The following is a 19,885-nucleotide window of genomic DNA, read 5'->3' on the forward strand; positions in this document are numbered from 1 at the left end:
AAACTGGAACGGCGACGGTGCGGCACACCGCATACACGTTTCCGCGTCAGGCTCCAAGGCAGGTTTCGGCGAAGATCTTGAACGCGCGGGCGCGGTGCGACAAGGCTTCGCTATCGCCCGGCTTCCACCCGTGTTTCTCGTCTGCGCTCATTTCGCCGAATGTGGTGTCGTACCCCTTCGGCTGGAAGACCGGATCATAGCCAAAACCTTGGTCGCCGCGTGGCGGCCAGACAACGTGGCCCTCGACTTCGCCGCGGAAAAGCTCGACATGGCCGTCCGGCCAGGCAAGGCAGAGCACGGAGACGAAGCGGGCTGTCCGCTTCTCGGGTGCGCTGGCGCCCTTGTCCTGCAGTGCGTCCTCGACCTTCTGCATCGCCATGGCAAAGTCGCGGCTGCCGTCTTCGCGCTCGGCCCAGTTGGCGGTGTAGACGCCGGGTGCGCCATCAAGCGCGTCGATCGCAAGACCGGAATCGTCCGAAAGCGCCGGCAGGCCGGAGGCCTTCGCCGAGGCAAGCGCCTTGATCGTCGCATTTTCTTCAAACGTCGTGCCGGTTTCGTCCGGCTCGACGAAGTTGAGATCGGCTGCCGACTTGGCTTCGAAGCCGAGCGGCCCGATCAGGTCGCGGATTTCGCGGATCTTGCCGGCGTTGTGGCTGGCGACGATGAGTGTCTTGTCATCCAATGTGCGCATGATGTGTCGTCTCTTAAAAGATGCGGGCGCAGGGGCCGGTTTCATTCGATGGACCAGAGGCCCGGTTCCGCGCATTCCAGGCTGTTTCCGGCTGGATCGCGGAAATAGAAGGAGCGCGCGCCGTTCGGCCAGGCAACATCGGCCTCGATCGCAACACCTGCCGTTTCCAGCTTGGCCTTCCAGGCGTCGAGCGCCTCACGGGCGACGCGGAAGCACATGTGGCCCTGGCCTGTGGCACCGTGCGAAAGAGGCGGTTTGATCGTCTCTGCCGGATTGAAAATCAGAAGAACGCCCGGGCCGCAGCGGAAGAACACATGCCGATTGCCGGCGCGGGTGATCTTTTGCAGCCCGAGCACGCCGCCGTAGAAGGCCTCGGCGCCGTCGAGATCAGGCGCATAGAGCGCGGTCTCAAGAATACCTTCCAGCGCCGGGGTCATCGTCTCCGTCCTTTTGTCAGCCTGCGATCGCCTGCTTCTGCAGCGCGACCAGTTCGGCAATGCCGGTCTTTGCAAGGCCGAGCAGGCTTGCGAATTCCTCTTCCGAGAAGGGCTTGCCTTCCGCCGTGCCCTGGATCTCGACGATACCGCCGGTTCCGGTCATGACGAAGTTCGCGTCGGTCTCGGCAGCGGAATCTTCGAGGTAATCAAGATCGATGATCGACTGGTTGGCGAAGATACCGCAGGAAATGGCGGCGACATGGTCCTTCAGGACCTTCTCGACCTTCACCATATTGCGGGCTTCCATCCACTTCAGGCAATCATGCAGCGCCACCCAGGCGCCGGTAATCGAGGCCGTGCGCGTGCCGCCATCGGCCTGGATGACGTCGCAGTCGATCGAGATCTGGCGTTCGCCGAGCGCCGGCAGATCGACGACGGCGCGCAGCGACCGGCCGATCAGGCGCTGGATCTCCTGGGTGCGGCCGCTCTGCTTGCCGCTCGAGGCTTCGCGGCGCATGCGCTCGCCCGTGGCGCGCGGCAGCATTCCGTATTCGGCCGTCACCCAGCCCTTGCCGCCATTGCGCAGCCAGGCCGGAACCTTTTCCTCAAGGCTAGCGGTGCACAGGACGTGCGTGTCGCCGAACCGCACCAGACAGGAGCCTTCCGCGTGCTTGGAGAAATTGCGCTCGAACGAAACCTTGCGCATTTGGTCGATTTTTCTGCCGGATGGCCGCATCATCAAACTCCTATCGTATCTGGTGAGCCTTCTAGAGCATGGCAGAGGTAAAGGGAACCGGTGGATAGCAGGCGATCGGGGCGATTTTTCCCTTTTGCTATCGGGCGCCGGCATCACTATATTTCGGGCGGCAGGATTGGCCTGCGAACTTGGAGCGACATGGTACTGCGCAATCCCGGAGTGACCGATATCGCGGCGGCGCTGGACGAGCGTTCCGGTGAAATTTTCCGTCGCATCGTCGAAACCTATTTGAACAACGGCGAACCGCTAGGCTCCCGCAACCTTTCGCGGTTGCTGCCGATGTCGCTGTCGCCGGCCTCCGTGCGCAATGTGATGAGCGATCTCGAAGATCTCGGGCTCATCTATTCGCCGCATGTCAGCGCCGGCCGCCTGCCGACGCAGACGGGCCTGCGCTTCTTCGTCGATGCCTTCATGCAGGTCGGAAATCTTTCTCCCGAGGATCGTGCCTCGATCGACCGTCACGTACGGCGCAGCGATCACGCCCAGCCGGTCGACACGCTGCTGGCAGAGGCAAGCCAGATGCTGTCGGGCATGTCGCGCGGCGCCGGGCTCGTCATCACCGCCAAGAACGATCCCGTTCTCAAACATGTCGAGTTCATCCGGTTGGCGCCGACCAAGGCGCTGGCCGTGCTCGTCGGAGAGCACGATCAGGTCGAAAACCGTATCATCGAGCTTCCGGCCGGCGTGACGAGCTCGCAGCTGACGGACGCGGCGAATTTCCTCAACGCCCATCTCGCCGGCCAGACGATCGGCGAGGTGCGCTCGCAGCTCGAAACGGTCAAGCAGACCGTGCGCAGCGAACTCGATGCGCTTTCTCAGGATCTGGTCGAGCGCGGGCTGGCGATCTGGTCGGGCAGCGAGGGCGATGAAAAGCCGGCACGGCTGATCGTTCGCGGCCGCGCCAACCTGCTCGAGGGCCTGGAGGGAACCGAGGACATCGACCGCCTGCGCATGCTGTTCGACGACCTGGAAAAGAAGGATAGCCTGATCGAACTGCTCGATCTTGCAGAGAGCGGCCCTGGGGTGAGGATTTTCATCGGCTCGGAGAACAAGTTGTTTTCGTTGTCTGGTTCGTCGCTGATCGTCGCGCCTTATCGCGACAACGAGGACCGGATCGTCGGCGCCGTCGGCGTCATCGGTCCGACGCGGCTCAACTATTCGCGCATCGTGCCGATGGTCGATTATACCGCGCAGTTGATGTCGCGGCTTTCGCGCTGAGATGGCGCATTTGGCTATAGGCAGCATTGAACCCTTGATTTTTCGGCCCTAAACCTCGATATCGGCATCAAATCCAGTCACTGGGCATTTTTACGCCATGCGGCCATCGTTGCGCGCGGGCGTGAAGATGCGAAAGACACGACAGACGATACACCGGAGAACGTCATGACCGACGAAACAAACAAGCACGGACACGAAGCTGCCGCGACCGACGAGGCAGACAACGCTACGCCCGAGGCTGTGGAAGCGGCGCCGGTTGCCGAACCCGATCCGCTGGAGCTTGCAAGGGCGGAGAACAACGACCTGCGCGATAAGTATCTGCGGCTCGCAGCCGAGATGGACAACCTGCGCCGCCGCACCGAGCGCGACGTGAAGGATGCCAAGTCCTATTCGGTCGCAGGCTTTGCCCGCGACATGCTGGCCGTCTCCGACAATCTGCGCCGTGCGCTCGATGCCATTCCGGCGGAAGCCAAGGAAGCCGGCGAAACCGGCCTCAACGCCTTGATCGAAGGCGTCGAGATGACCGAGCGCGCCATGCTGTCGGCGCTGGAGCGCCACGGCGTGAAGAAGCTGGAGCCGGAAGGCCAGAAGTTCGATCCGAACTTCCATCAGGCGATGTTCGAAATCCCGAATGCCGATGTGCCGAACAACACGGTGCTGCAGGTCGTTCAGGCCGGCTACACCATCGGCGACCGCGTTCTGCGCCCGGCCATGGTCGGCGTGTCCAAGGGCGGCCCGAAGGCAGCCGTTGCTGAAGGCGACAGCCCGGCGGCCTGAGCTACGCTCTGAATTGCTGAAACGCCGCGCGTCCCAGGACGCGCGGCGTTTTCGTTTTCGCAGTCCTATCGGCGCAGGCCGGTCTCAGCCAAACAGTTGCCGCAGGTGGTCGTTAAGGAAACGTCCCTCCGGGTCGATCTTTGCCCGCAAGGCTCGGAAGTCACCGGCCCGTGGATAGAGCGCGCTCACGTCGTCGGCGCCGAGGAAATGCAGCTTGCCCCAATGCGGCCGCGAGCCGTACTGGCGCAGGATCGTGTCGACATCCTTCAAGTATTCCCAATAGTCCGTGCCCGGTTCGCCCGAGACCGAAAGCGTGATCGAATCCTGCTGGTAGAACGGGCTGATCCAGCCGGTGTCGCCGGCCGTGAAGCGATACTCGATCGGGTAGATGCAGGTCGGATGCTTTTCCAGCATCAGCTTGCGCACCGCTTTCACGGCATCCTTGCCGTTGGCAACGGGCACCGCATATTCCAGCTCGTGGAAATTCGGAACGTATTCGATCGGATAGATCTCCGAGGAATAGGCGATCTTCTCGAAGCCCTGTTCCATCGGCGGCCGGTCGGTGATGTCGATCACCTTCATCTCGCAGACGTCGGAAGTCATGTCCGTCGTCGAAACCGACGCGGTATCGGGCAGGCAATAGCAATGCCGGCTTTCGGGGACGGGGCACCAGAAGAAGCCGAAATGCCGGTGCTTGGCGGCGAGTTCGTCGTGCTGTTCGATCATCTCGTCGAAGGTGCAGCGCCAGAGCTTTTCATGCAGGTTGTAGCTGTCCATTGCCTGCAGCGTGATCTCGGAGATGACGCCGAGCATGCCGATCGAAACACGCGCCGCTTCCAGCAAGTCCGGCGTCGTCTCGTCGACGACGAGAATGCTGCCATCCGGCTGAACGAGCCGCATGCCGACGATCTGTGAGGCCATATTGCCGAGTGTGGCGCCGGTACCATGGGTGCCGGTGGTGAGTGCGCCTGCGAGCGCCTGGCTGTCGATGTCACCCTGGTTGATGAGCGAGAGACCGCTCGACTTCAGCACCTTGCCGAGCTGGTTGATGGTCGTGCCGGCCTTCACGGCGACACGCTTGCGCGCCTGGTCGATATTGACGACTCCCTGCATGTTTGAGAGCGTCAGATGCAGCCCGCTCGTCAGCGCCACCGGCGTGAAGGAATGGCCGGAGCCGGCGCAGCGCACATTGAGCCCCTGCGACGTCGCCTCGCGAACCATTTCGGCGAGCGCCGCCTCGCTCTCTGGCGCGCCGCGCTGGCGCACGATGCATGATTGGTTTCCGACCCAGTTGCGCCAGTGGCCACCTGATTGAAGCATGTTTCTCCCCTCCCTCAAACCGCCGTGAAGCAATTGTCGACGAACAGATGCGTGCCATTGACGAAGCTCGCCTCGTCGCTGGCAAGAAACAGTGCCGCGTTCGCCACTTCCTTCGGGTCGCACATGCGGCCCTGCTGGGCGGCGATCGCCGCTTCAGAGACGTCGACGCCGTATTTGCTGAGGCCGACCAGTTCGCGCTTGCCGTGATCGGTGGCGATGAAGCCGGGGCAGACAGCGTTGCATCGGATGCCGCGGTCGCGGAATTCGACGGCGATGGCGCGGGCAAACATGTGGCAGGCGCCCTTGGTCGTGTCGTAGAGAACCTCCATCGGCGTTGCCGCAACCGCCGAGATCGACGAGGTGCACACGATGCTGCCGCCGCCGGCGGCCAGCATGCCCGGCAGCACCGCCTTGGTCATCAGGAACATGCTGCGCACGTTGACGGCCATCAGCCGGTCCCACTCGTCTTCCTCCGTTTCGAGGAACGGTCCGACCGCCAGAATGCCGGCGTGGTTGAAGAGAACGGTGATCGCGCCGAAGGCTGCTTCGACCGCCTTGACGGCGGAACTCACCTCGGCCGAGACGGAGACATCCGCCGGCGCGAAGATCGCCTCGCCGCCGTTCGCGCGGATGGCGGCGGCCACCTCTTCGCCCTTGCTGCGCGGCAGGTCGACGATGCCGACCTTCGCCCCCTCGCGGGCGAAGAGTTCGGAGGCGGCAAGCCCGCAGCCGCCCGCCCCACCACTGATCAAAGCCACTTTTCCCGAAAGTCTGCCTGCCATCTGATCCCCCTTGCGCTCAAGCGCCACACGGTCTCCGTGCGGCGATCTCGGTCCTCATGGGATGGATTATTGTTGACGAAGGGGGGGCTGTCGATATCCCATGGGGGATACGCGGGCAGGGGAGAGTTCGACGCTAATGCTGGCTCGGGAATCGGCCGATATTTCGGCCCTGATCGGATTGATCGGAACGCAGGATTTCGGCAGCGCGCTCGATCGCATGCTGCGCTCGGTCGCAAGTTTCGACCTCTCGGTCGCCTTCGCCTATCCCTATGACAAGCGGCCGGTCGTGCTGCATGACGGCTATACCGCCAAGGTCTCCGCCAGCGCGCTTTCCGCCTATCTCGGCGGTGCCTATCTGCTCGACCCGTTCTATGTCGCCTGTAGCGGCGGCCAGCCGGCGGGGCTGTGGCGCATGCGCGAGCTGGCGCCGGACCAGTTCTTCCATTCGGACTTTTCAAGTTCGGCCGAAGTGCATCCCTGCATCTCGATGGAAAGCGGCGTTCTGGTGGAGGAGATCGGCTTCGTCATTCCGCTCGATGAGCAGGTCCAGGCGACCTATTCGCTGATGCGCGGTCGCGGCGGTGCGCCGTTTACCGACGCGGAGCTGGAGCGCCTGAGGATCTACGAGCCGATCGTCAGGGAAGCCGTGCGGTCGAACTGGCGCCAGCAGAGTGAAGTCGTCGCGGCGGCACCTCGGGACGACGACGCGATCGAGACCGCCTTCGACAGCCTCTGTGCCGACCGCCTGACCCGGCAGCAGCGCAACATCGTGCGGCTGATCCTGCGGGGGCATAGCAACCTGTCGATCGGCAAGACGATGAACATCGCCGAAGGAACCGTCCGCATTCACCGCAAGAACATTTACCGCCGGCTCGGCATTTCGAGCCAGGGCGCGCTGTTTCGGATTTTCATTGATCATTTGAACCGGCGTCAGCTTTACTGACAGCCGGTTGAGGGGCGCTTCAGGCGGCGTGCGAGGTCGTGTCCTCGTTGAGCAGCGTGTAGATCGCGTTGGCGGAATCGCTCGATCGTATCTTTGCCACCATATCGTGGTCGCGCAGCACGCGGGCGATGCGAGACAATGCCTTGAGATGGTCGGCGCCGGCGCCTTCGGGCGCAAGCAGCAGGAAGACGAGGTCGACAGGCTGGTCGTCGAGGGCTTCGAAATCCACCGGCGTGTCCAATCGGGCAAAGATCCCGATGATCGACGGCAGGTTGTTCAGCTTGCCGTGCGGAATGGCGATGCCGTTGCCGACGCCGGTGGAGCCGAGCCGTTCACGCTGCAGGATGACGTCGAAAATTTCGCGCTCCGGGAGCCCGGTGATCTTTGCCGCTTTTGCCGCCAATTCCTGAAGGAGCTGTTTTTTCGAGTTGGCCCTCATGGCCGGGATGATCGCATTTTGGTGCAGTAGACCTGCCAATGCCATTCTTTTGTCCTCGTTCGCCGGTTAGAGCCGGACAACATCATCACAAATGCGTCGCAATGGCTCTAACCATCTTTGTCTTGGCGGGTCCCATGCACAGAAAAGTCGTATTTTCCGGCCTGTCCGCTGATCCAAGTGGAGGGAACGCCGGCACACCGGCGCTCCCCTTTTCCACTCATCCCTTGATATTGGCAGCGTCAATCCAGCCAATGTTTCCATCGTTGCGTCTGTAGACGATATTCAACTCTGCCTTGCCGGGTGTCCGGAACATCAAAACGGGCTCATCCGTCATGTCGAGCGCCATCACAGCGCTCGCGACAGACATCGTCCTCAATTGTTTCGAACTCTCGGCCACGATCGTCGGTGCGTAATCCTCGGGGACTTCGTCATCCTCGAAGGGCACCGAGTCCATCACTGTGTAAGCCACCTCGGTACCTTGACCATTACCGTTGTGGTGATCCTTGAGCTTGCGCTTGTAGCGGCGAAGGCGCTTTTCGATGCGCTCCGACGCTGCGTCAAAGGCAGCCTGAGGATCGTTGGCCTGTCCGCTCGCCTGCATAACCACGCCCGTATCGAGATGAAGCTTGCAGTCGGCGCTAAAGCGCGGCCCAGACTTTTCCACAGTGACCTGGCTTGAATATCCTCCGTCGAAATATTTGGTAACGGCCTGTTCGATCTGGTCGCCGATGCGGGCGCGGAACGAATCGCCGATTTCCATTTGTTTACCGGATACACGCACACTCATGGAGTTTCCTCTCTATTTCGTGATTTGCGCAGCCAGTCTATTCCAAGCGCTCCCGTCATCCAAGCCTTTCACGCTTGCGGAAGCCTCTGTGTCGCACCTGCCGGTCGTACCGGCCGCCCGAGGAAGACCGTGTCCTCGGCAATTGCGGCGGGCTCATATCCCCTGCGTCGCGGAGAGTCAATCGAAGGTCGCAAAAAAGTTAACGCGCCTTAACTTTGAGGTGGCTGTTTTGATGGGCTCAGAAGCCCGATACCTTGGCGAGTGCCCGCTTTTCCCGCCGTCGCTGGACGGAGGAGGGGATGTTCATCGCCTCGCGGTATTTCGCAACCGTGCGGCGCGCAATATCGATGCCTGCCTGCTTGAGGCTGTCCACGATATCGTCGTCGGACAGCACCGCGTCGGCTCTTTCCTCATGGATCATCGTGCGGATGCGATGACGCACGGTTTCGGCCGAATGGCTGTCGCCGCCTTCGGCCGAGCTGATCGAGACGGTGAAGAAGTATTTCAATTCGAACAGCCCGCGCGGCGTCAGCATGTACTTGTTCGAGGTAACGCGGCTCACCGTCGACTCGTGCATCTTGATTGCGTCCGCCACGGTTTTCAGGTTCAAGGGCCGCAGGTGACCGACGCCATGGACGAGGAACGCATCCTGCTGGCGAACGATCTCGCTGGCGACCTTCATGATCGTCTTGGCGCGTTGATCGAGACTGCGGGTGAGCCAGTTGGCGGTCTGCAGGCATTCGTTGAGAAAGGCCTGGTCGGCGCTGTTCTTTTCGGTGCCGCGTGACACTGACGTGAAATAGGCCTGGTTGACGAGGACGCGCGGCAGGGCGTCCGGATTGAGCTCGATCAGCCAGGTTCCATCCGGTGCTGCCCGCACGACGATATCGGGAACGATCGCTTCGCTGACGCTGGTCTCGAAGCTCGTTCCCGGTTTCGGGTCGAGCTTGCGGATCTCGGCCAGCATGTCGATCAGATCCTCTTCGTCGACGCCGCAGATTTTCTTGAGGCTGGCGAAATCGCGCCGTGCCAGAAGCTCCAGGTTGGCGACGAGAGCCTCCATCGCCGGATCGAGGCGATCACGAAGGCGCAGCTGAATGGCAAGGCATTCGCTGAGCGTGCGCGCAAACACGCCCGGCGGGTCGAACTGCTGCAGGGTGAGGAGGACGCGCATGACGTCGGCATCCGCCGCGCCGAGGCGCTCGGTGACCTCGTTGAGGTCGGCCTGGAGATAGCCTGCCTCGTCGAGCTGGTCGATCAGGTGCTGGGCGATCAGCCGGTCGGATGCGGCGGAGAGCGCAAAGGGCAGTTGCTCCAGAAGCGTCTCGCGCAGGCTTTTGCGACCGGCGACGAAGTCGTCGAAATCGTAGTCGCCGCCGTCACCGCTGCCGGGCATCGATTTCCATTGGCCGAGCAGTTCCGGCGCGTCGGCGCGCTGCGGCGCCGTATCGTCCTGGTAGACGTTGCCGAAGTCCGCGTCGAGCTGTTCGTTGAGCCGCTCGCCCCCGGTCGCCATGGCGTTGTCGTAGAGGTCCCGCTGGCCGGGCGCTTCCTCGGCTCCACCGAAATCGTCGCCGGATCCGGACGCTGGCTCTTCGCGGCTGCCCTGTTCGGAACTGCCGCCGAAGTCGTCGTCATTGCCCTGAAGCTCGAGCAGTGGATTCTTCTCGACTTCCTGCGCGATGAACTGATTGAGCTCCAGATGCGTCATCTGCAGCAGCTGAATCGATTGCATCAGCTGCGGGGTCATGACCAGCGACTGGGACTGGCGCAGATGAAGGCTGGCCGACAATGCCATGCGGACCTGAAACTCCCGACGAAATCTCCACCGGCCGCGTCATTGGACGGCCCGGTTTTTCATTTGGCCCAAAAATTGCTTATTGGAGGGGTTTGGTCAAGCACGACCGCGGCCGAGATGTCGGATTCGCCCGCGGATCACGTCAAAGGCTGAAATTATCGCCGAGATAGAGCCGGCGCACATCCGGATTTGTGACGATGTCGTTGGCGCGGCCGTGGGTCAGCACTTCGCCGGCATGGATGATATACGCCCGGTCGATCAGGCCGAGCGTCTCGCGCACATTGTGGTCGGTGATCAGCACGCCGATGCCGCGCGACGTCAGATGGCGCACCAGTGCCTGGATGTCGGCGACCGAAATCGGGTCGACGCCGGCAAAGGGCTCGTCAAGCAGCATGAAGGTCGGGTCCGTGGCCAATGCACGGGCAATTTCGAGCCGTCGCCGCTCGCCGCCGGAAAGGGCGATTGCCGGCGACTTGCGCAGATGCGTGATGTTGAACTCGCCGAGCAGGTCGTTGAGCTTGCTTTCGCGCCGCTCCAGGTTCTTGTCGTGCACTTCGAGCACGGCGCGGATGTTGTCTTCCACCGTCAGTCCGCGAAAGATCGAGGCTTCCTGTGGCAGGTAGCCGACGCCGAGGCGGGCACGGCGATACATCGGCATCGTCGTCACGTCGTTGCCGTTGATCTCGATCGAGCCTTCGTCGACCGGCACCAGGCCGGTGATCATATAGAAGCAGGTGGTCTTGCCGGCGCCGTTGGGGCCGAGCAGGCCGACGGCTTCGCCGCGGCGAACGACCAGCGACACACCGTTGACAACGCGCCGCTCGCGATAGGCCTTGGTCAGGCCACGGGCGATCAGCGTGCCGTCGTAACGCGCCTTGTCGACCGCGTGGCCGGCGACGGCAGGCGTTGCAGCCGACGGCTTGCGGACGCGCTTGCGCTTGTGAAGGAAGGGGAGTTGCACGAGCGGATCTACGTCAGTTCTTTTTCTGCGACTTCGGGTCGAGCTGGATCTGCACCCGACCGCCACAGGCGTCGAGCTGCGCCTCGCCCGTGTTCATCTGCACATTCAACTGGCAACCGACGAACACGTTCTTGCCTTCCGACAGCACGACCTTGTCGCCCTTCAGGACGAAGGTCTGCTTGGTCATGTCGAACTCGCCGCTGTCGGCGGTCGCCTGCTGCGTGCCGGAGCTCAGGAAGACGCGCTGGCTGACCTCGATGCGATCGATGTCGGCGTCGCCGCTCGAAACCGAGCCGCCACCGGACTTGTAGAAGACCGTCATGCTGCCGGCCTGCAGCGTCGTCGTGCCTTGTACGACCTTGACGTTGCCGGTGAAGATCGCCTTGCTTTCCGGATCCTTGATTTCAAGCTTGTCGCTTTCGATCTGGATCGGCTTGTCGTTCGACAGTTCGAGGCCCTTCATCTTGCTCGATGTGGCCTGGGCTGACGCGCCCGAAACAATCATCAATGCGCCGATGCCGGCAACGGCCAGGCTGGCTGAAATCCTGAAAAAAGTAGCGGGTACCGACATGGATGCACCAGATCCTAATTCGTGTTCTTGCGGATGGAGGTGGGTTCGAGATTGACCCTCACCATGCCCTCAAATGTTACTATGCGTCCCTTATCCGTCATTCGCAGCCGCTGCGCAATGATCGAACCGCCCTTCATGCTGATCGCAATCGGTTGTTTCGTTTCCATTTCGCCGGCGTTGATATCAAGATAGGCCGACTGGAAGTCGGCGTTGACGCCATTATTCATGGTAATCGTGAACGGGGCGTTCATGTCGAGCGTATTGGCGCCGCGATCGTAGATGCCATTGGTCGCGTCCACCGTAGCGATCAGCTTTTCGTTCACCGGCATTTCCGCATGGATCGTCTGCAGCGTGATGATATCGGGATTGACGATATCCTGCAGCGCGCGTTGCGCCTTCATCGAATAGCTGATGCCCTGCTTGTTGCGCCCGGCAATCGCCGGATTCTGCATGACGATCTTGCCGTCTTCGATCGTCGCGCTATCGAGTTGCAGATCGACCGGCATGAAGGCACGCACGAAGGAAATGGCGGCGAAGATCGCCGCGATGACGCCGGCGACCACAGGCAGGATGATCTTCAGACGCTTCACGCGCGCCGAATGCCGTGCGGCAAGCGCATAGGCGTCCGACGAGCTCGCACCCGTATCGGCAAAAAAGCCGGGGGCTGGCGCATGATCTAACATGTGAAGACCTGTTGGTTCCGTTGCTTTTCAGCGTTCTCGCGAGAGCCGCGTTTTACATACATTCGTGTAAGTTGTCGCAAATATGGATATTTTTTGCCGCCGTACAATGCTGCCGCAAAAAACTTCGTGAAGACAGGAAAACGGCGGGCACGGCTTTTAACCGGGACCGACCGCGTCTATTGAGTATGCCACTTGCCGCGCAAATAGCATGTTCCTTCGGAAACTGACAGAAGCTGCGCCAACAAATTCGGGAGAAACCCACATGGATGAACTTGCCATCGCTGATCGCCGCAGACTGCGCAGGAAGCTCAGCTTCTGGCGCTGGATCGTCGCCGGCCTGCTCGCCGTCGTGGCACTGGTGATGTTGTCGTGGTCGGGTTGGGCCGATAGCGCAGGACGTGGCCGCGACCATGTCGCCCGCGTGACGATTTCGGGCCTGATCCAGGACGACCGCGAATTGCTGGAGCGGCTTCAGCGGATCGAGGACAACGATTCCGTCAAGGCGCTGGTGGTGACGATATCGTCGCCTGGCGGCACCACCTATGGCGGCGAGGTCATCTACAAGGCGATCCGCAAGGTCGCCGCCAAGAAGCCCGTCGTCTCCGACATCCGCACGCTGGCTGCCTCCGCCGGCTACATGATCGCGCTTGCCGGCGATACGATCGTTGCCGGCGAAAGCTCGATCACCGGCTCGATCGGCGTCATCTTCCAGTATCCGCAGGTCAAGGAACTGATGGACAAGCTTGGCGTCTCGCTGGAATCGATCAAGTCGAAGCCGCTGAAGGCCGAGCCGTCGCCCTTTCACCCACCGAGCGACGAAGCCAAGGCGATGATCCAGGCAATGATCGACGACAGCTATGGCTGGTTCGTCGACCTCGTTGCCGACCGCCGCAAGCTGTCGCGCGACGAGGCTCTCCTGCTTGCCGACGGGCGGATTTTCACCGGTCGCCAGGCACTCGGCCTCAAACTCGTCGACAAGCTTGGTGGTGACGACGAAATCCGAGCCTTCCTGGCCGACAGGAAGGTGTCGAAGGAGCTTGCCGTGGTTGATTGGGAAGCGCCGCGCCAGACCCTGCCGTTCGGCCTCGGATCGGCCGTCTCCGAGTGGGTCAAGATGTTGGGATATGACGCTTTTCCGGCGATGAAAGGCCTCGAAAAAATCGGGGGTGACAAGTTGTTTCTTGACGGTCTTGTTTCGGTTTGGCAGGTTGAAGCTCAATGAGGATGGCAGCATATGCCCAGCCTGATCCGTAACGTGGCCGTCCGCGCCAGATGAGCGCCGGTCACAGTCTTGCGGCAATCACAATGCAGACCGAAAAAGCAAAACAAACAAGAACTTAAGGGGGCGACAGTGATCAAGTCAGAACTGGTGCAGATTGTTGCAGCTCGCAATCCGCATCTCTACCACCGCGACGTCGAAAACATCGTCAACGCGGTGCTCGATGAGATCACAGACGCGCTGGCTGCCGGAAACCGTGTCGAACTGCGCGGTTTCGGTGCTTTCTCGGTCAAGAACCGCCCGTCGCGCTCCGGCCGCAACCCGCGCACCGGCGATTCCGTTTTCGTCGAGGAAAAGTGGGTGCCGTTCTTCAAGACCGGCAAGGAGCTGCGCGAGCGGCTGAACCCGGGCATGAACGACGAAGACGACTGATCGTCCTGCCCGATCGTCATGAAGCCGGATTGTCGCTACGGCCGCTGAGGCCCGTGCGATGATCCGGAAAACGGGAGCGCCGAATGCTCAAGAAACTGATCAACATCGTTTTCCTCGTCCCGATCGGTGTCATCCTGATCGTGCTCAGCGTCGCCAATCGTCAGAGCGTCACGCTGGCCCTCAATCCGTTCCGGCCCGAAGACAGCGTGCTGTCGGTGAGTGCGCCCTTCTTCGTTTTCCTGTTTCTTGCTGTTGTCGTCGGTCTGATCCTCGGGGCTGCCGCCACCTGGTTCAGCCAGGGAAAATATCGCAGGCGCGCGCGCAATGAGGCGACCGAGGCGCTGAAATGGCACCGCGAAGCTGAAAAGCACCGCAGTCAGGCGGAGAAGCTGGCGACCCAGGCAACACTGGCCGCCCCGCAGAACTGAAGCCGAGGGCGTGGCCTTCTAGCTGACCGCTTCCGCAGGTCCACCGACAGCGGCGCTGAAATCCGTAAAGAACTGCTGCGCCAGCTTCTTGGCGGTCGAGTCGACCAGCCGGGAGCCGAGCTGCGCCAGCTTGCCGCCGATCTGCGCCTTGACGTCGTAGCGCAGCAGCGTCTCCTTACCGTCGTCGACCAGCGTCACATCCGCGCCGCCCTTGGCGAAACCGGCAATGCCGCCCTTGCCCTCGCCGGAGATGGTGTAGCTTTCCGGTGGGTTGAGGTTCGACAGAATGACGTCGCCGGTAAAGGAGGCCGAGACCGGGCCGATCTTGATCTTGACCACGGCCGAAAGCTCGGTCGGCGATTTCATCTCGATCGACTGACAGCCGGGGATGCATCGCTTCAGGATATCCGGGTCGTTGAGCCCACGCCAAACGGCATCACGCGGTGCCGAGATGCGTTCTTCGCCGGTCATGTCCATGCGCATTCCTCCCAGTGATGGTGCCACGCGCCCGGCAGGGCGCGCGAAGGTTCATGTAATTCTCTGATTTCGCCTTGCAATCCTGTCCTGAATTCGATTTCCAGCGATCGATTGAGGCAACTCTCACTCCCACACTGATCTTGGCAAATCGGAAACGGCTTTGCCAAGAGCATGAGCGGTGCTATTTGCAGCAACTGAACATGCCTCGCCTCGAAATCCGGGGTGCGGCGGCATACCTCATGGTGCCGGCCCGATTGCATCCGATATTCGGGAGGGTAGCGCCTCGTGACAAAACAAAGCCCAGGGATCTCAGCGTGAAGGAAAAGGACCGGCGGTCGAAGAATGCCTCCGTGACGACGGCGAAGGGCCGCGGAGCCGAGGCGCGTGGTGGTGGCCGCCTTGAAAAGAAGCGTCCACCTTTTGCCAAGTCAGGCGAGTTCAAGGAGCGTGCCCCCGTCCAGGCGACGGCGAAAGCCGCAGAGCCACGCGACAGGCCACCGAGGGCACAGGCCGAAAACGAGGCTCCGGTCCGCGTCATCCCACGCCGCTCCGGCGACAAGCCGGGCGAACATGTGCCGCTCATTCTCGAGACTTCAGGCGTTTCCGGCTATCATCTGATCGACAGCGGCGCCGGCGAAAAGCTCGAACAGTACGGACCCTATCGGATCGTGCGCCCCGAGGCGCAGGCGCTCTGGCAGCGAACCCTGCCCGATAGCGTGTGGGAAAACGCCGACGCGATCTTCACCGGCGATACCGACGAGGACGGCATGGGCCGCTGGCGGTTTCCGGGCGCGGTTCTTGGCGAGACCTGGCCGATGCAGCTTCTCGGCACCGACTTCCACGGCCGCTTCACCTCCTTCCGCCATGTCGGCGTGTTTCCAGAGCAGCTCGCGCATTGGAGCTGGGTGAAGGATCAGGTCGAGGCGGCCCGCCGGCCGCTGAAAGTCCTCAACCTCTTCGGCTACACCGGGGTTGCCTCGCTGATCGCGGCCAAGGCCGGTGCCGAAGTGACCCATGTCGACGCCTCGAAGAAGGCGATCGGCTGGGCCCGGGAAAACCAGGCGCTGGCGCGCGCGGAAAAGCTGCCGATCCGCTGGATCTGCGACGACGCGATGAAGTTCATCCAGCGTGAGGAACGCCGCGGCAGCCGCTACGATATCATCCTGACCGACCCGCCGAAGTTCGGCCGTGGTCCGAACGGCGAAGTCTGGCAACTTTTCGACCATCTGGCGGCGATGCTCGACATCTGCCGCGAAATCCTGTCGCCCGAAGCCCGTGGTCTGGTGCTGACGGCCTATTCGATCCGGGCCAGTTTCTACTCGATCCATGAACTGATGCGCGAGACGATGCGCGGCCGTGGTGGTCGGGTCGAATCGGGCGAACTCATCATCCGCGAAGGCGGGCTCGACGGCCGTGAGCCGGGACGGGCGCTTTCGACATCTCTCTTCAGCCGCTGGGTGCCGTAATGAGCAATGACAGAAGCGAACACGGCGCAGGCCGTGTCGGGCAGGTGAAGGAAGTCACCAGCCTCACCAATCCGATCATCAAGGACATCAAGCTGCTGGCGCAGAAGAAGCATCGCGACGAGACGCGGTCCTTCATGGCCGAGGGCCTGAAGCTGGTGATCGATGCGCTCGATCTCGGCTGGAAGATCAAGACGCTGATCTACGCCAAGGCGGCCAAAGGCAAGCCGCATGTGGAACAGGTGGCGGCAAAGACCTTCGCCCGCGGCGGCCTCGTGCTCGAAGTCAGCGAAAAGGTGCTGTCGACGATCACCCGGCGCGACAATCCGCAGATGGTCGTCGGCATCTTCGAGCAGCGCTACCGGGCGCTGAAGGATATCCGCCCCGAGCTCGGCGAGACCTATGTGGCGCTCGACCGCGTTCGCGATCCCGGCAATCTCGGCACGATCATCCGCACGGCCGATGCGGCCGGCGCCTCCGGCATCATTCTCGTCGGGGAGACGACGGATCCTTTCTCGCTCGAAACCGTGCGGGCGACCATGGGGTCGGTCTTCGCCATGCCGGTCGTACGCGCCAGCGTCGACGACTTCGTCAAATGGAAGAAGCAGGCCGGGGTGAAGGTCGTGGCCACGCATCTTGCCGGTTCGGTCGACTACCGCACGATCGACTACAAGTCGAAGCCGGTCGTGCTTTTGATGGGCAACGAGCAGGCGGGCCTTCCCGAAGAGCTTGCCCGCGAGGCCGGAGCGCTGGCCCGCATTCCGCAGGCAGGCCGTGCCGATTCCCTCAATCTCGCCATCGCCACCGGCATCATGCTGTTTGAGGCGCGACGTCACCTCCTGGCGCTGGATGCAGGCGCATGAGCGAAAAGCAGGTCCTGTTTTCGAGGCCGCTGCCGATCGCGGTCTTCATCGTCTTGGCACTCGCTGCCGACCAACTGATCAAGTATCTGGTCGAGGCCTATCTGCCGTTCAATGAAGCGGTTCCCGTCGTGCCGATGCTGGCGCTTTACCGCACCTACAACTACGGTGTCGCCTTCTCGATGCTGTCAGGCATGGAAGGCTGGTTCATCGTCGGCATGCGCCTCGTCGTCGTTACCTTCGTGCTGTGGCTGTGGCGGCGCACACCGAAGGACAGGTTCTTTGCGCATCTCGGCTATGCCCTGATCATTGCCGGTGCACTGGGAAACCTCGTCGACCGGCTGATCTTCGGCTACGTCATCGACTATATCCTGTTCCACACGCAGACATGGTCCTTCGCAGTCTTCAACCTGGCCGATAGTTTCATCACCGTTGGCGCCGGTGCGATCATTCTCGACGAGTTGCTGCAGGCGAAAAAGGCCAACGCTTAAGATTTTATCGATGCGCTGAAGCCATTCGGAACGCTTGCCGTGTTAGCCAAGTGGCATGAGCGAGCCGTCACGATTGTTGGAGCAGATCGAATCCGGTTTCGGTGCGCAAGCCCGATCCAGCGATGCGATGGCTGCCGGCGCCATGGCGGATGGCCCCGGAGCGATACCCAAGGACGGCGCATCGGCTTACTCCCTGCGCCGTCTTTCGCTGGCGTCTCTCGGGGTTATCGCCTCCGGCCTCGTGCTTGCGATCGGTATCGCTGCCGGTCTCTATCTGTTTTCCGCTGCGGTTGCAGCGGCCGGCCTTGCCGGCGTGCTTCTGCTGATTGCCGATGGCATCAGGGCTGTCGACAGCGACAGGACGGGTGCGGAAACCAGGCAGGACGGCGACTGGGATCGCCACGAAACCTCGGCGCTGCTTTCCACCATCCACGATGCGCTTGGAGACCTGGCGATCATGCGTGGCATGGACGGCAAGATCGTGCATGCCAATGCCGCCTTTCATCGCGCCTGCGGACTTGACGATGCAAGAGGGCTGACCTGCGCTGCCATCGGCCTCAGTTTTGAGCCGAAGGTCGAACCCAATCACTATCTCGTGCGGATAGCGGCACCTGAAGGGCTGCGCCTCTACGATTGGCACGACGTCATTGCAAGGGATCCGGCAAGCGGAAGGCTGATGCGCCACAGCATCGCGCGCGACGTGACCCAGGAGGCACGCGCCGCGCGCGAACGCGAGGACGCACGGCGCCGCGCCGAAGAGGCGAGCCAGGCGAAATCGCGATTGCTCGCAACCGTCAGCCACGAAATCCGCACGCCGCTCTCCGGCATCCTCGGCATGAGCCACTTGCTCGGCCAGACCCGGCTGTCGAGCGAACAGAAGAACTATCTGGCCGGCATGCAGCAGTCCGGCCATGCTCTGGTGCAGCTTGTCGAGGACCTGATCGATTTCTCGTCGCTTTCGGCCGGCCGCTTCCAGTTCCGCCCTTCGCGGCAGGATCCGCGCGGCGTCATCGAGAGCGTCGTCGAAATGCTCTCCAATCGCGCCCATGAAAAGGGCGTCGAGATCGGCGCAACCGTGAGCGCCGACGTGCCGGCGCTGATGGAGTTCGATGCGGCCCGCCTGCGCCAGGTCCTGTTCAATGTTATCGGCAATGCGGTGAAGTTCACGGAGCTCGGCGGCGTCTTCGTCAGCGCCGACATCGTCGAGGATTGCGTGCGCATCCTCATCGACGACACCGGACCGGGCATGTCGGGCGACGAGTTGAAGCGCATCTTCGAAGAGTTCGAGCAGGCCGGCAATGACGAGCAGCGCGCCAAGGGCACGGGGCTCGGGCTGGCGATCTCGCGCCGGATCATGCAGGCCTGCGGCGGCAGCCTGACGGCGTCGAGCGCGCCTGGGCGCGGCAGCCGCTTTGAGATCCGCCTGCCGCTCGCCGAAGTCGAGCGTGTCACGCCGGAGCGGCGCGTCAGGCTCGCCCGATCGCATGTGCTTGTGATGGCCCCGGATGGTCCGGCGTCCGCTGCATTGTCTTCGACCATTGCCACCCTCGGCGGTCGCTGCCATCGGGCAACCACGCTGGCGGCCGCGCAGAATGTCATCTCGGACGTCCTTGCCGGCGGCGCCGCGTTGACCGACATCATCGTCGATCATCGCCACGCCGGTCAGTTCAAGCAGCTTCTCGCCCTGCAGTCGGCGGTGGCACGCCTAGACGTGCGTCGGACCTATCTGATCAACCCGGAGGAGCGCAACAATCATCCGGTCGACCAGATGGACGGTTATGAGGCCTGGCTGATCCGCCCGTTGCGCGAGAAGTCGTTGGTCGAGGTGCTGCTCGGGCGGCTGAAAGGCATCGAAAAACGCGACGCCATCAACGACAACCGGCCGATCCTCCGCGAAGAGCCGACGATCGCCCCCGCCAAGCAGAGCCCCCGCGGCATCCTCCTGGCAGAGGACGATCCCGTGAATGCGCTGATCGTGCGCACCGTGCTGGAGCGCGCTGGATTGACGGTTCAGTTGGCGACGGATTTTGGCGCCGTCGACCAGATCCTGTCCGGCGCCGGCGATCCGGCCCAGGCGATGCCGGAGCTCGTCGTCACCGATCTGAACATGCCGGGCGGTGACGGGTTCTCGATGATCAAGCGCCTGCGTGAGAACGAGGCCATGGGGCCGGGGCGGCGCCTTCCGGTGGTCGTGCTCACATCCGACGTGCGGCTGGAGGTGAGGGACAGGCTCATTGCGGCCGGCGCCGATGTCGTGCTGCCCAAGCCCGCGGATCCGCAGCGGCTGATGGCGGAAATAAGCCGCCTTCTCGCGATACGGTAAGCGCTGAAGTCGTAACGGTAACACCGTC

The 19,885-nt window shown here is 62.3% G+C and carries 22 protein-coding genes; 10 read left to right on the plus strand and 12 right to left on the minus strand.

Going from position 1 to position 19,885, the window contains the following annotated elements; all coding sequences use genetic code 11:
- Positions 1-46: 46 nt before the first annotated feature.
- The 3 genes from rdgB to rph are packed head-to-tail and all read right to left on the minus strand — an operon-like array spanning position 47 to position 1,864.
- Complete coding sequence (gene rdgB, locus HT585_RS01545; RefSeq protein WP_176351319.1) at positions 47-691, minus strand: RdgB/HAM1 family non-canonical purine NTP pyrophosphatase; 645 nt, start codon at positions 689-691, stop codon at positions 47-49.
- A gap of 41 nt (positions 692-732) precedes the next feature.
- A complete protein-coding gene (locus HT585_RS01550) occupies positions 733-1,128 on the minus strand; it encodes a VOC family protein (RefSeq protein ID WP_176351320.1) in 396 nt (131 codons plus the stop codon).
- A 16-nt stretch (positions 1,129-1,144) separates the two neighbouring features.
- Entirely contained in the window at positions 1,145-1,864 is a 720-nt protein-coding gene (gene rph, locus HT585_RS01555) for a ribonuclease PH (RefSeq protein WP_176351321.1), read from the minus strand.
- Positions 1,865-2,023: 159 nt separating this feature from the next.
- Between rph and hrcA the strand changes: the two genes are divergently transcribed.
- Positions 2,024-3,103, plus strand: coding sequence for a heat-inducible transcriptional repressor HrcA (gene hrcA / locus HT585_RS01560; protein WP_176351322.1), 1,080 nt, complete (start codon positions 2,024-2,026; stop codon positions 3,101-3,103).
- A 105-nt stretch (positions 3,104-3,208) separates the two neighbouring features.
- Positions 3,209-3,880, plus strand: coding sequence for a nucleotide exchange factor GrpE (gene grpE, locus HT585_RS01565; RefSeq protein WP_343213941.1), 672 nt, complete (start codon positions 3,209-3,211; stop codon positions 3,878-3,880).
- Between the two features lie 84 nt (positions 3,881-3,964).
- Here the strand turns inward: grpE and HT585_RS01570 are convergent, their stop codons facing one another.
- Complete coding sequence (locus tag HT585_RS01570) at positions 3,965-5,200, minus strand: D-arabinono-1,4-lactone oxidase (RefSeq protein ID WP_176351324.1); 1,236 nt, start codon at positions 5,198-5,200, stop codon at positions 3,965-3,967.
- Between the two features lie 14 nt (positions 5,201-5,214).
- Positions 5,215-5,982: an SDR family NAD(P)-dependent oxidoreductase gene (locus HT585_RS01575; RefSeq protein WP_115421080.1), complete on the minus strand. Its 768-nt coding sequence runs from the start codon at positions 5,980-5,982 to the stop codon at positions 5,215-5,217.
- A 136-nt stretch (positions 5,983-6,118) separates the two neighbouring features.
- On the opposite strand from HT585_RS01575, the gene HT585_RS01580 reads away from it, so the two are divergent.
- The gene (locus HT585_RS01580) at positions 6,119-6,925 is read left to right on the plus strand and encodes a response regulator transcription factor (RefSeq protein WP_176351325.1); all 807 of its coding nucleotides are present in this window, start codon (positions 6,119-6,121) and stop codon (positions 6,923-6,925) included.
- Positions 6,926-6,944: 19 nt separating this feature from the next.
- On the opposite strand, the gene ptsN is transcribed toward HT585_RS01580, so the two are convergent.
- From ptsN to lptC, 6 genes are all read right to left on the minus strand, one after another.
- Complete coding sequence (ptsN, locus tag HT585_RS01585) at positions 6,945-7,409, minus strand: PTS IIA-like nitrogen regulatory protein PtsN (protein ID WP_077503002.1); 465 nt, start codon at positions 7,407-7,409, stop codon at positions 6,945-6,947.
- A 172-nt stretch (positions 7,410-7,581) separates the two neighbouring features.
- Complete coding sequence (gene hpf, locus HT585_RS01590; RefSeq protein ID WP_077503001.1) at positions 7,582-8,151, minus strand: ribosome hibernation-promoting factor, HPF/YfiA family; 570 nt, start codon at positions 8,149-8,151, stop codon at positions 7,582-7,584.
- Between the two features lie 238 nt (positions 8,152-8,389).
- Positions 8,390-9,949, minus strand: a complete 1,560-nt coding sequence (gene rpoN, locus HT585_RS01595) for an RNA polymerase factor sigma-54 (RefSeq protein WP_176351326.1) — start codon at positions 9,947-9,949, stop codon at positions 8,390-8,392.
- A 142-nt stretch (positions 9,950-10,091) separates the two neighbouring features.
- Complete coding sequence (gene lptB, locus HT585_RS01600) at positions 10,092-10,910, minus strand: LPS export ABC transporter ATP-binding protein (protein ID WP_173418804.1); 819 nt, start codon at positions 10,908-10,910, stop codon at positions 10,092-10,094.
- A 13-nt stretch (positions 10,911-10,923) separates the two neighbouring features.
- On the minus strand, positions 10,924-11,481 hold the full coding sequence (locus tag HT585_RS01605) for an LptA/OstA family protein (RefSeq protein ID WP_077502998.1): 558 nt from the start codon (positions 11,479-11,481) through the stop codon (positions 10,924-10,926).
- Between the two features lie 14 nt (positions 11,482-11,495).
- Complete coding sequence (gene lptC, locus HT585_RS01610; protein ID WP_176351327.1) at positions 11,496-12,164, minus strand: LPS export ABC transporter periplasmic protein LptC; 669 nt, start codon at positions 12,162-12,164, stop codon at positions 11,496-11,498.
- Positions 12,165-12,426: 262 nt separating this feature from the next.
- On the opposite strand from lptC, the gene sppA reads away from it, so the two are divergent.
- From sppA to HT585_RS01625, 3 genes are all read left to right on the plus strand, one after another.
- A complete protein-coding gene (gene sppA / locus HT585_RS01615; RefSeq protein WP_176351328.1) occupies positions 12,427-13,386 on the plus strand; it encodes a signal peptide peptidase SppA in 960 nt (319 codons plus the stop codon).
- Positions 13,387-13,515: 129 nt separating this feature from the next.
- Positions 13,516-13,815, plus strand: coding sequence for an integration host factor subunit beta (locus HT585_RS01620; RefSeq protein WP_176351329.1), 300 nt, complete (start codon positions 13,516-13,518; stop codon positions 13,813-13,815).
- 83 nt (positions 13,816-13,898) lie between these two features.
- The gene (locus HT585_RS01625) at positions 13,899-14,243 is read left to right on the plus strand and encodes a DUF1049 domain-containing protein (protein WP_176351330.1); all 345 of its coding nucleotides are present in this window, start codon (positions 13,899-13,901) and stop codon (positions 14,241-14,243) included.
- A gap of 18 nt (positions 14,244-14,261) precedes the next feature.
- Here HT585_RS01625 and HT585_RS01630 read toward each other — a convergent pair whose 3' ends face one another.
- Entirely contained in the window at positions 14,262-14,720 is a 459-nt protein-coding gene (locus tag HT585_RS01630; protein WP_176351331.1) for an SRPBCC family protein, read from the minus strand.
- Between the two features lie 314 nt (positions 14,721-15,034).
- Between HT585_RS01630 and HT585_RS01635 the strand changes: the two genes are divergently transcribed.
- From HT585_RS01635 to HT585_RS01650, 4 genes are read left to right on the plus strand one after another with little or no spacing between them, the layout of a single operon-like run.
- Complete coding sequence (locus HT585_RS01635; protein ID WP_176351332.1) at positions 15,035-16,186, plus strand: class I SAM-dependent methyltransferase; 1,152 nt, start codon at positions 15,035-15,037, stop codon at positions 16,184-16,186.
- The gene (locus tag HT585_RS01640; RefSeq protein WP_176351333.1) at positions 16,186-17,046 is read left to right on the plus strand and encodes a TrmH family RNA methyltransferase; all 861 of its coding nucleotides are present in this window, start codon (positions 16,186-16,188) and stop codon (positions 17,044-17,046) included. Before HT585_RS01635 ends, HT585_RS01640 begins: the two co-directional genes overlap by 1 nt.
- The gene (gene lspA / locus HT585_RS01645) at positions 17,043-17,534 is read left to right on the plus strand and encodes a signal peptidase II (protein ID WP_176351334.1); all 492 of its coding nucleotides are present in this window, start codon (positions 17,043-17,045) and stop codon (positions 17,532-17,534) included. The genes HT585_RS01640 and lspA overlap by 4 nt, the downstream gene beginning before the upstream one ends.
- A gap of 55 nt (positions 17,535-17,589) precedes the next feature.
- Complete coding sequence (locus HT585_RS01650; RefSeq protein WP_176351335.1) at positions 17,590-19,857, plus strand: hybrid sensor histidine kinase/response regulator; 2,268 nt, start codon at positions 17,590-17,592, stop codon at positions 19,855-19,857.
- Positions 19,858-19,885: the final 28 nt, after the last annotated feature.

This window comes from Ensifer oleiphilus, assembly GCF_013371465.1.
Lineage (GTDB): Bacteria > Pseudomonadota > Alphaproteobacteria > Rhizobiales > Rhizobiaceae > Ensifer > Ensifer oleiphilus.

Bases quoted from the DNA above. Each gene is read 5' to 3' on its own strand.
- rpoN (WP_176351326.1), bottom strand. From the start codon at position 9,949: ATGGCATTGTCGGCCAGCCTTCATCTGCGCCAGTCCCAGTCGCTGGTC.
- HT585_RS01625 (WP_176351330.1), top strand. From the start codon at position 13,899: ATGCTCAAGAAACTGATCAACATCGTTTTCCTCGTCCCGATCGGTGTC.
- rdgB (WP_176351319.1), bottom strand. From the start codon at position 691: ATGCGCACATTGGATGACAAGACACTCATCGTCGCCAGCCACAACGCC.
- ptsN (WP_077503002.1), bottom strand. From the start codon at position 7,409: ATGGCATTGGCAGGTCTACTGCACCAAAATGCGATCATCCCGGCCATG.
- HT585_RS01570 (WP_176351324.1), bottom strand. From the start codon at position 5,200: ATGCTTCAATCAGGTGGCCACTGGCGCAACTGGGTCGGAAACCAATCA.
- HT585_RS01650 (WP_176351335.1), top strand. From the start codon at position 17,590: ATGAGCGAGCCGTCACGATTGTTGGAGCAGATCGAATCCGGTTTCGGT.
- lspA (WP_176351334.1), top strand. From the start codon at position 17,043: ATGAGCGAAAAGCAGGTCCTGTTTTCGAGGCCGCTGCCGATCGCGGTC.
- HT585_RS01640 (WP_176351333.1), top strand. From the start codon at position 16,186: ATGAGCAATGACAGAAGCGAACACGGCGCAGGCCGTGTCGGGCAGGTG.
- sppA (WP_176351328.1), top strand. From the start codon at position 12,427: ATGGATGAACTTGCCATCGCTGATCGCCGCAGACTGCGCAGGAAGCTC.
- HT585_RS01550 (WP_176351320.1), bottom strand. From the start codon at position 1,128: ATGACCCCGGCGCTGGAAGGTATTCTTGAGACCGCGCTCTATGCGCCT.
- rph (WP_176351321.1), bottom strand. From the start codon at position 1,864: ATGCGGCCATCCGGCAGAAAAATCGACCAAATGCGCAAGGTTTCGTTC.
- lptC (WP_176351327.1), bottom strand. From the start codon at position 12,164: ATGTTAGATCATGCGCCAGCCCCCGGCTTTTTTGCCGATACGGGTGCG.
- HT585_RS01580 (WP_176351325.1), top strand. From the start codon at position 6,119: ATGCTGGCTCGGGAATCGGCCGATATTTCGGCCCTGATCGGATTGATC.
- hpf (WP_077503001.1), bottom strand. From the start codon at position 8,151: ATGAGTGTGCGTGTATCCGGTAAACAAATGGAAATCGGCGATTCGTTC.
- hrcA (WP_176351322.1), top strand. From the start codon at position 2,024: ATGGTACTGCGCAATCCCGGAGTGACCGATATCGCGGCGGCGCTGGAC.
- HT585_RS01605 (WP_077502998.1), bottom strand. From the start codon at position 11,481: ATGTCGGTACCCGCTACTTTTTTCAGGATTTCAGCCAGCCTGGCCGTT.
- HT585_RS01575 (WP_115421080.1), bottom strand. From the start codon at position 5,982: ATGGCAGGCAGACTTTCGGGAAAAGTGGCTTTGATCAGTGGTGGGGCG.
- HT585_RS01630 (WP_176351331.1), bottom strand. From the start codon at position 14,720: ATGGACATGACCGGCGAAGAACGCATCTCGGCACCGCGTGATGCCGTT.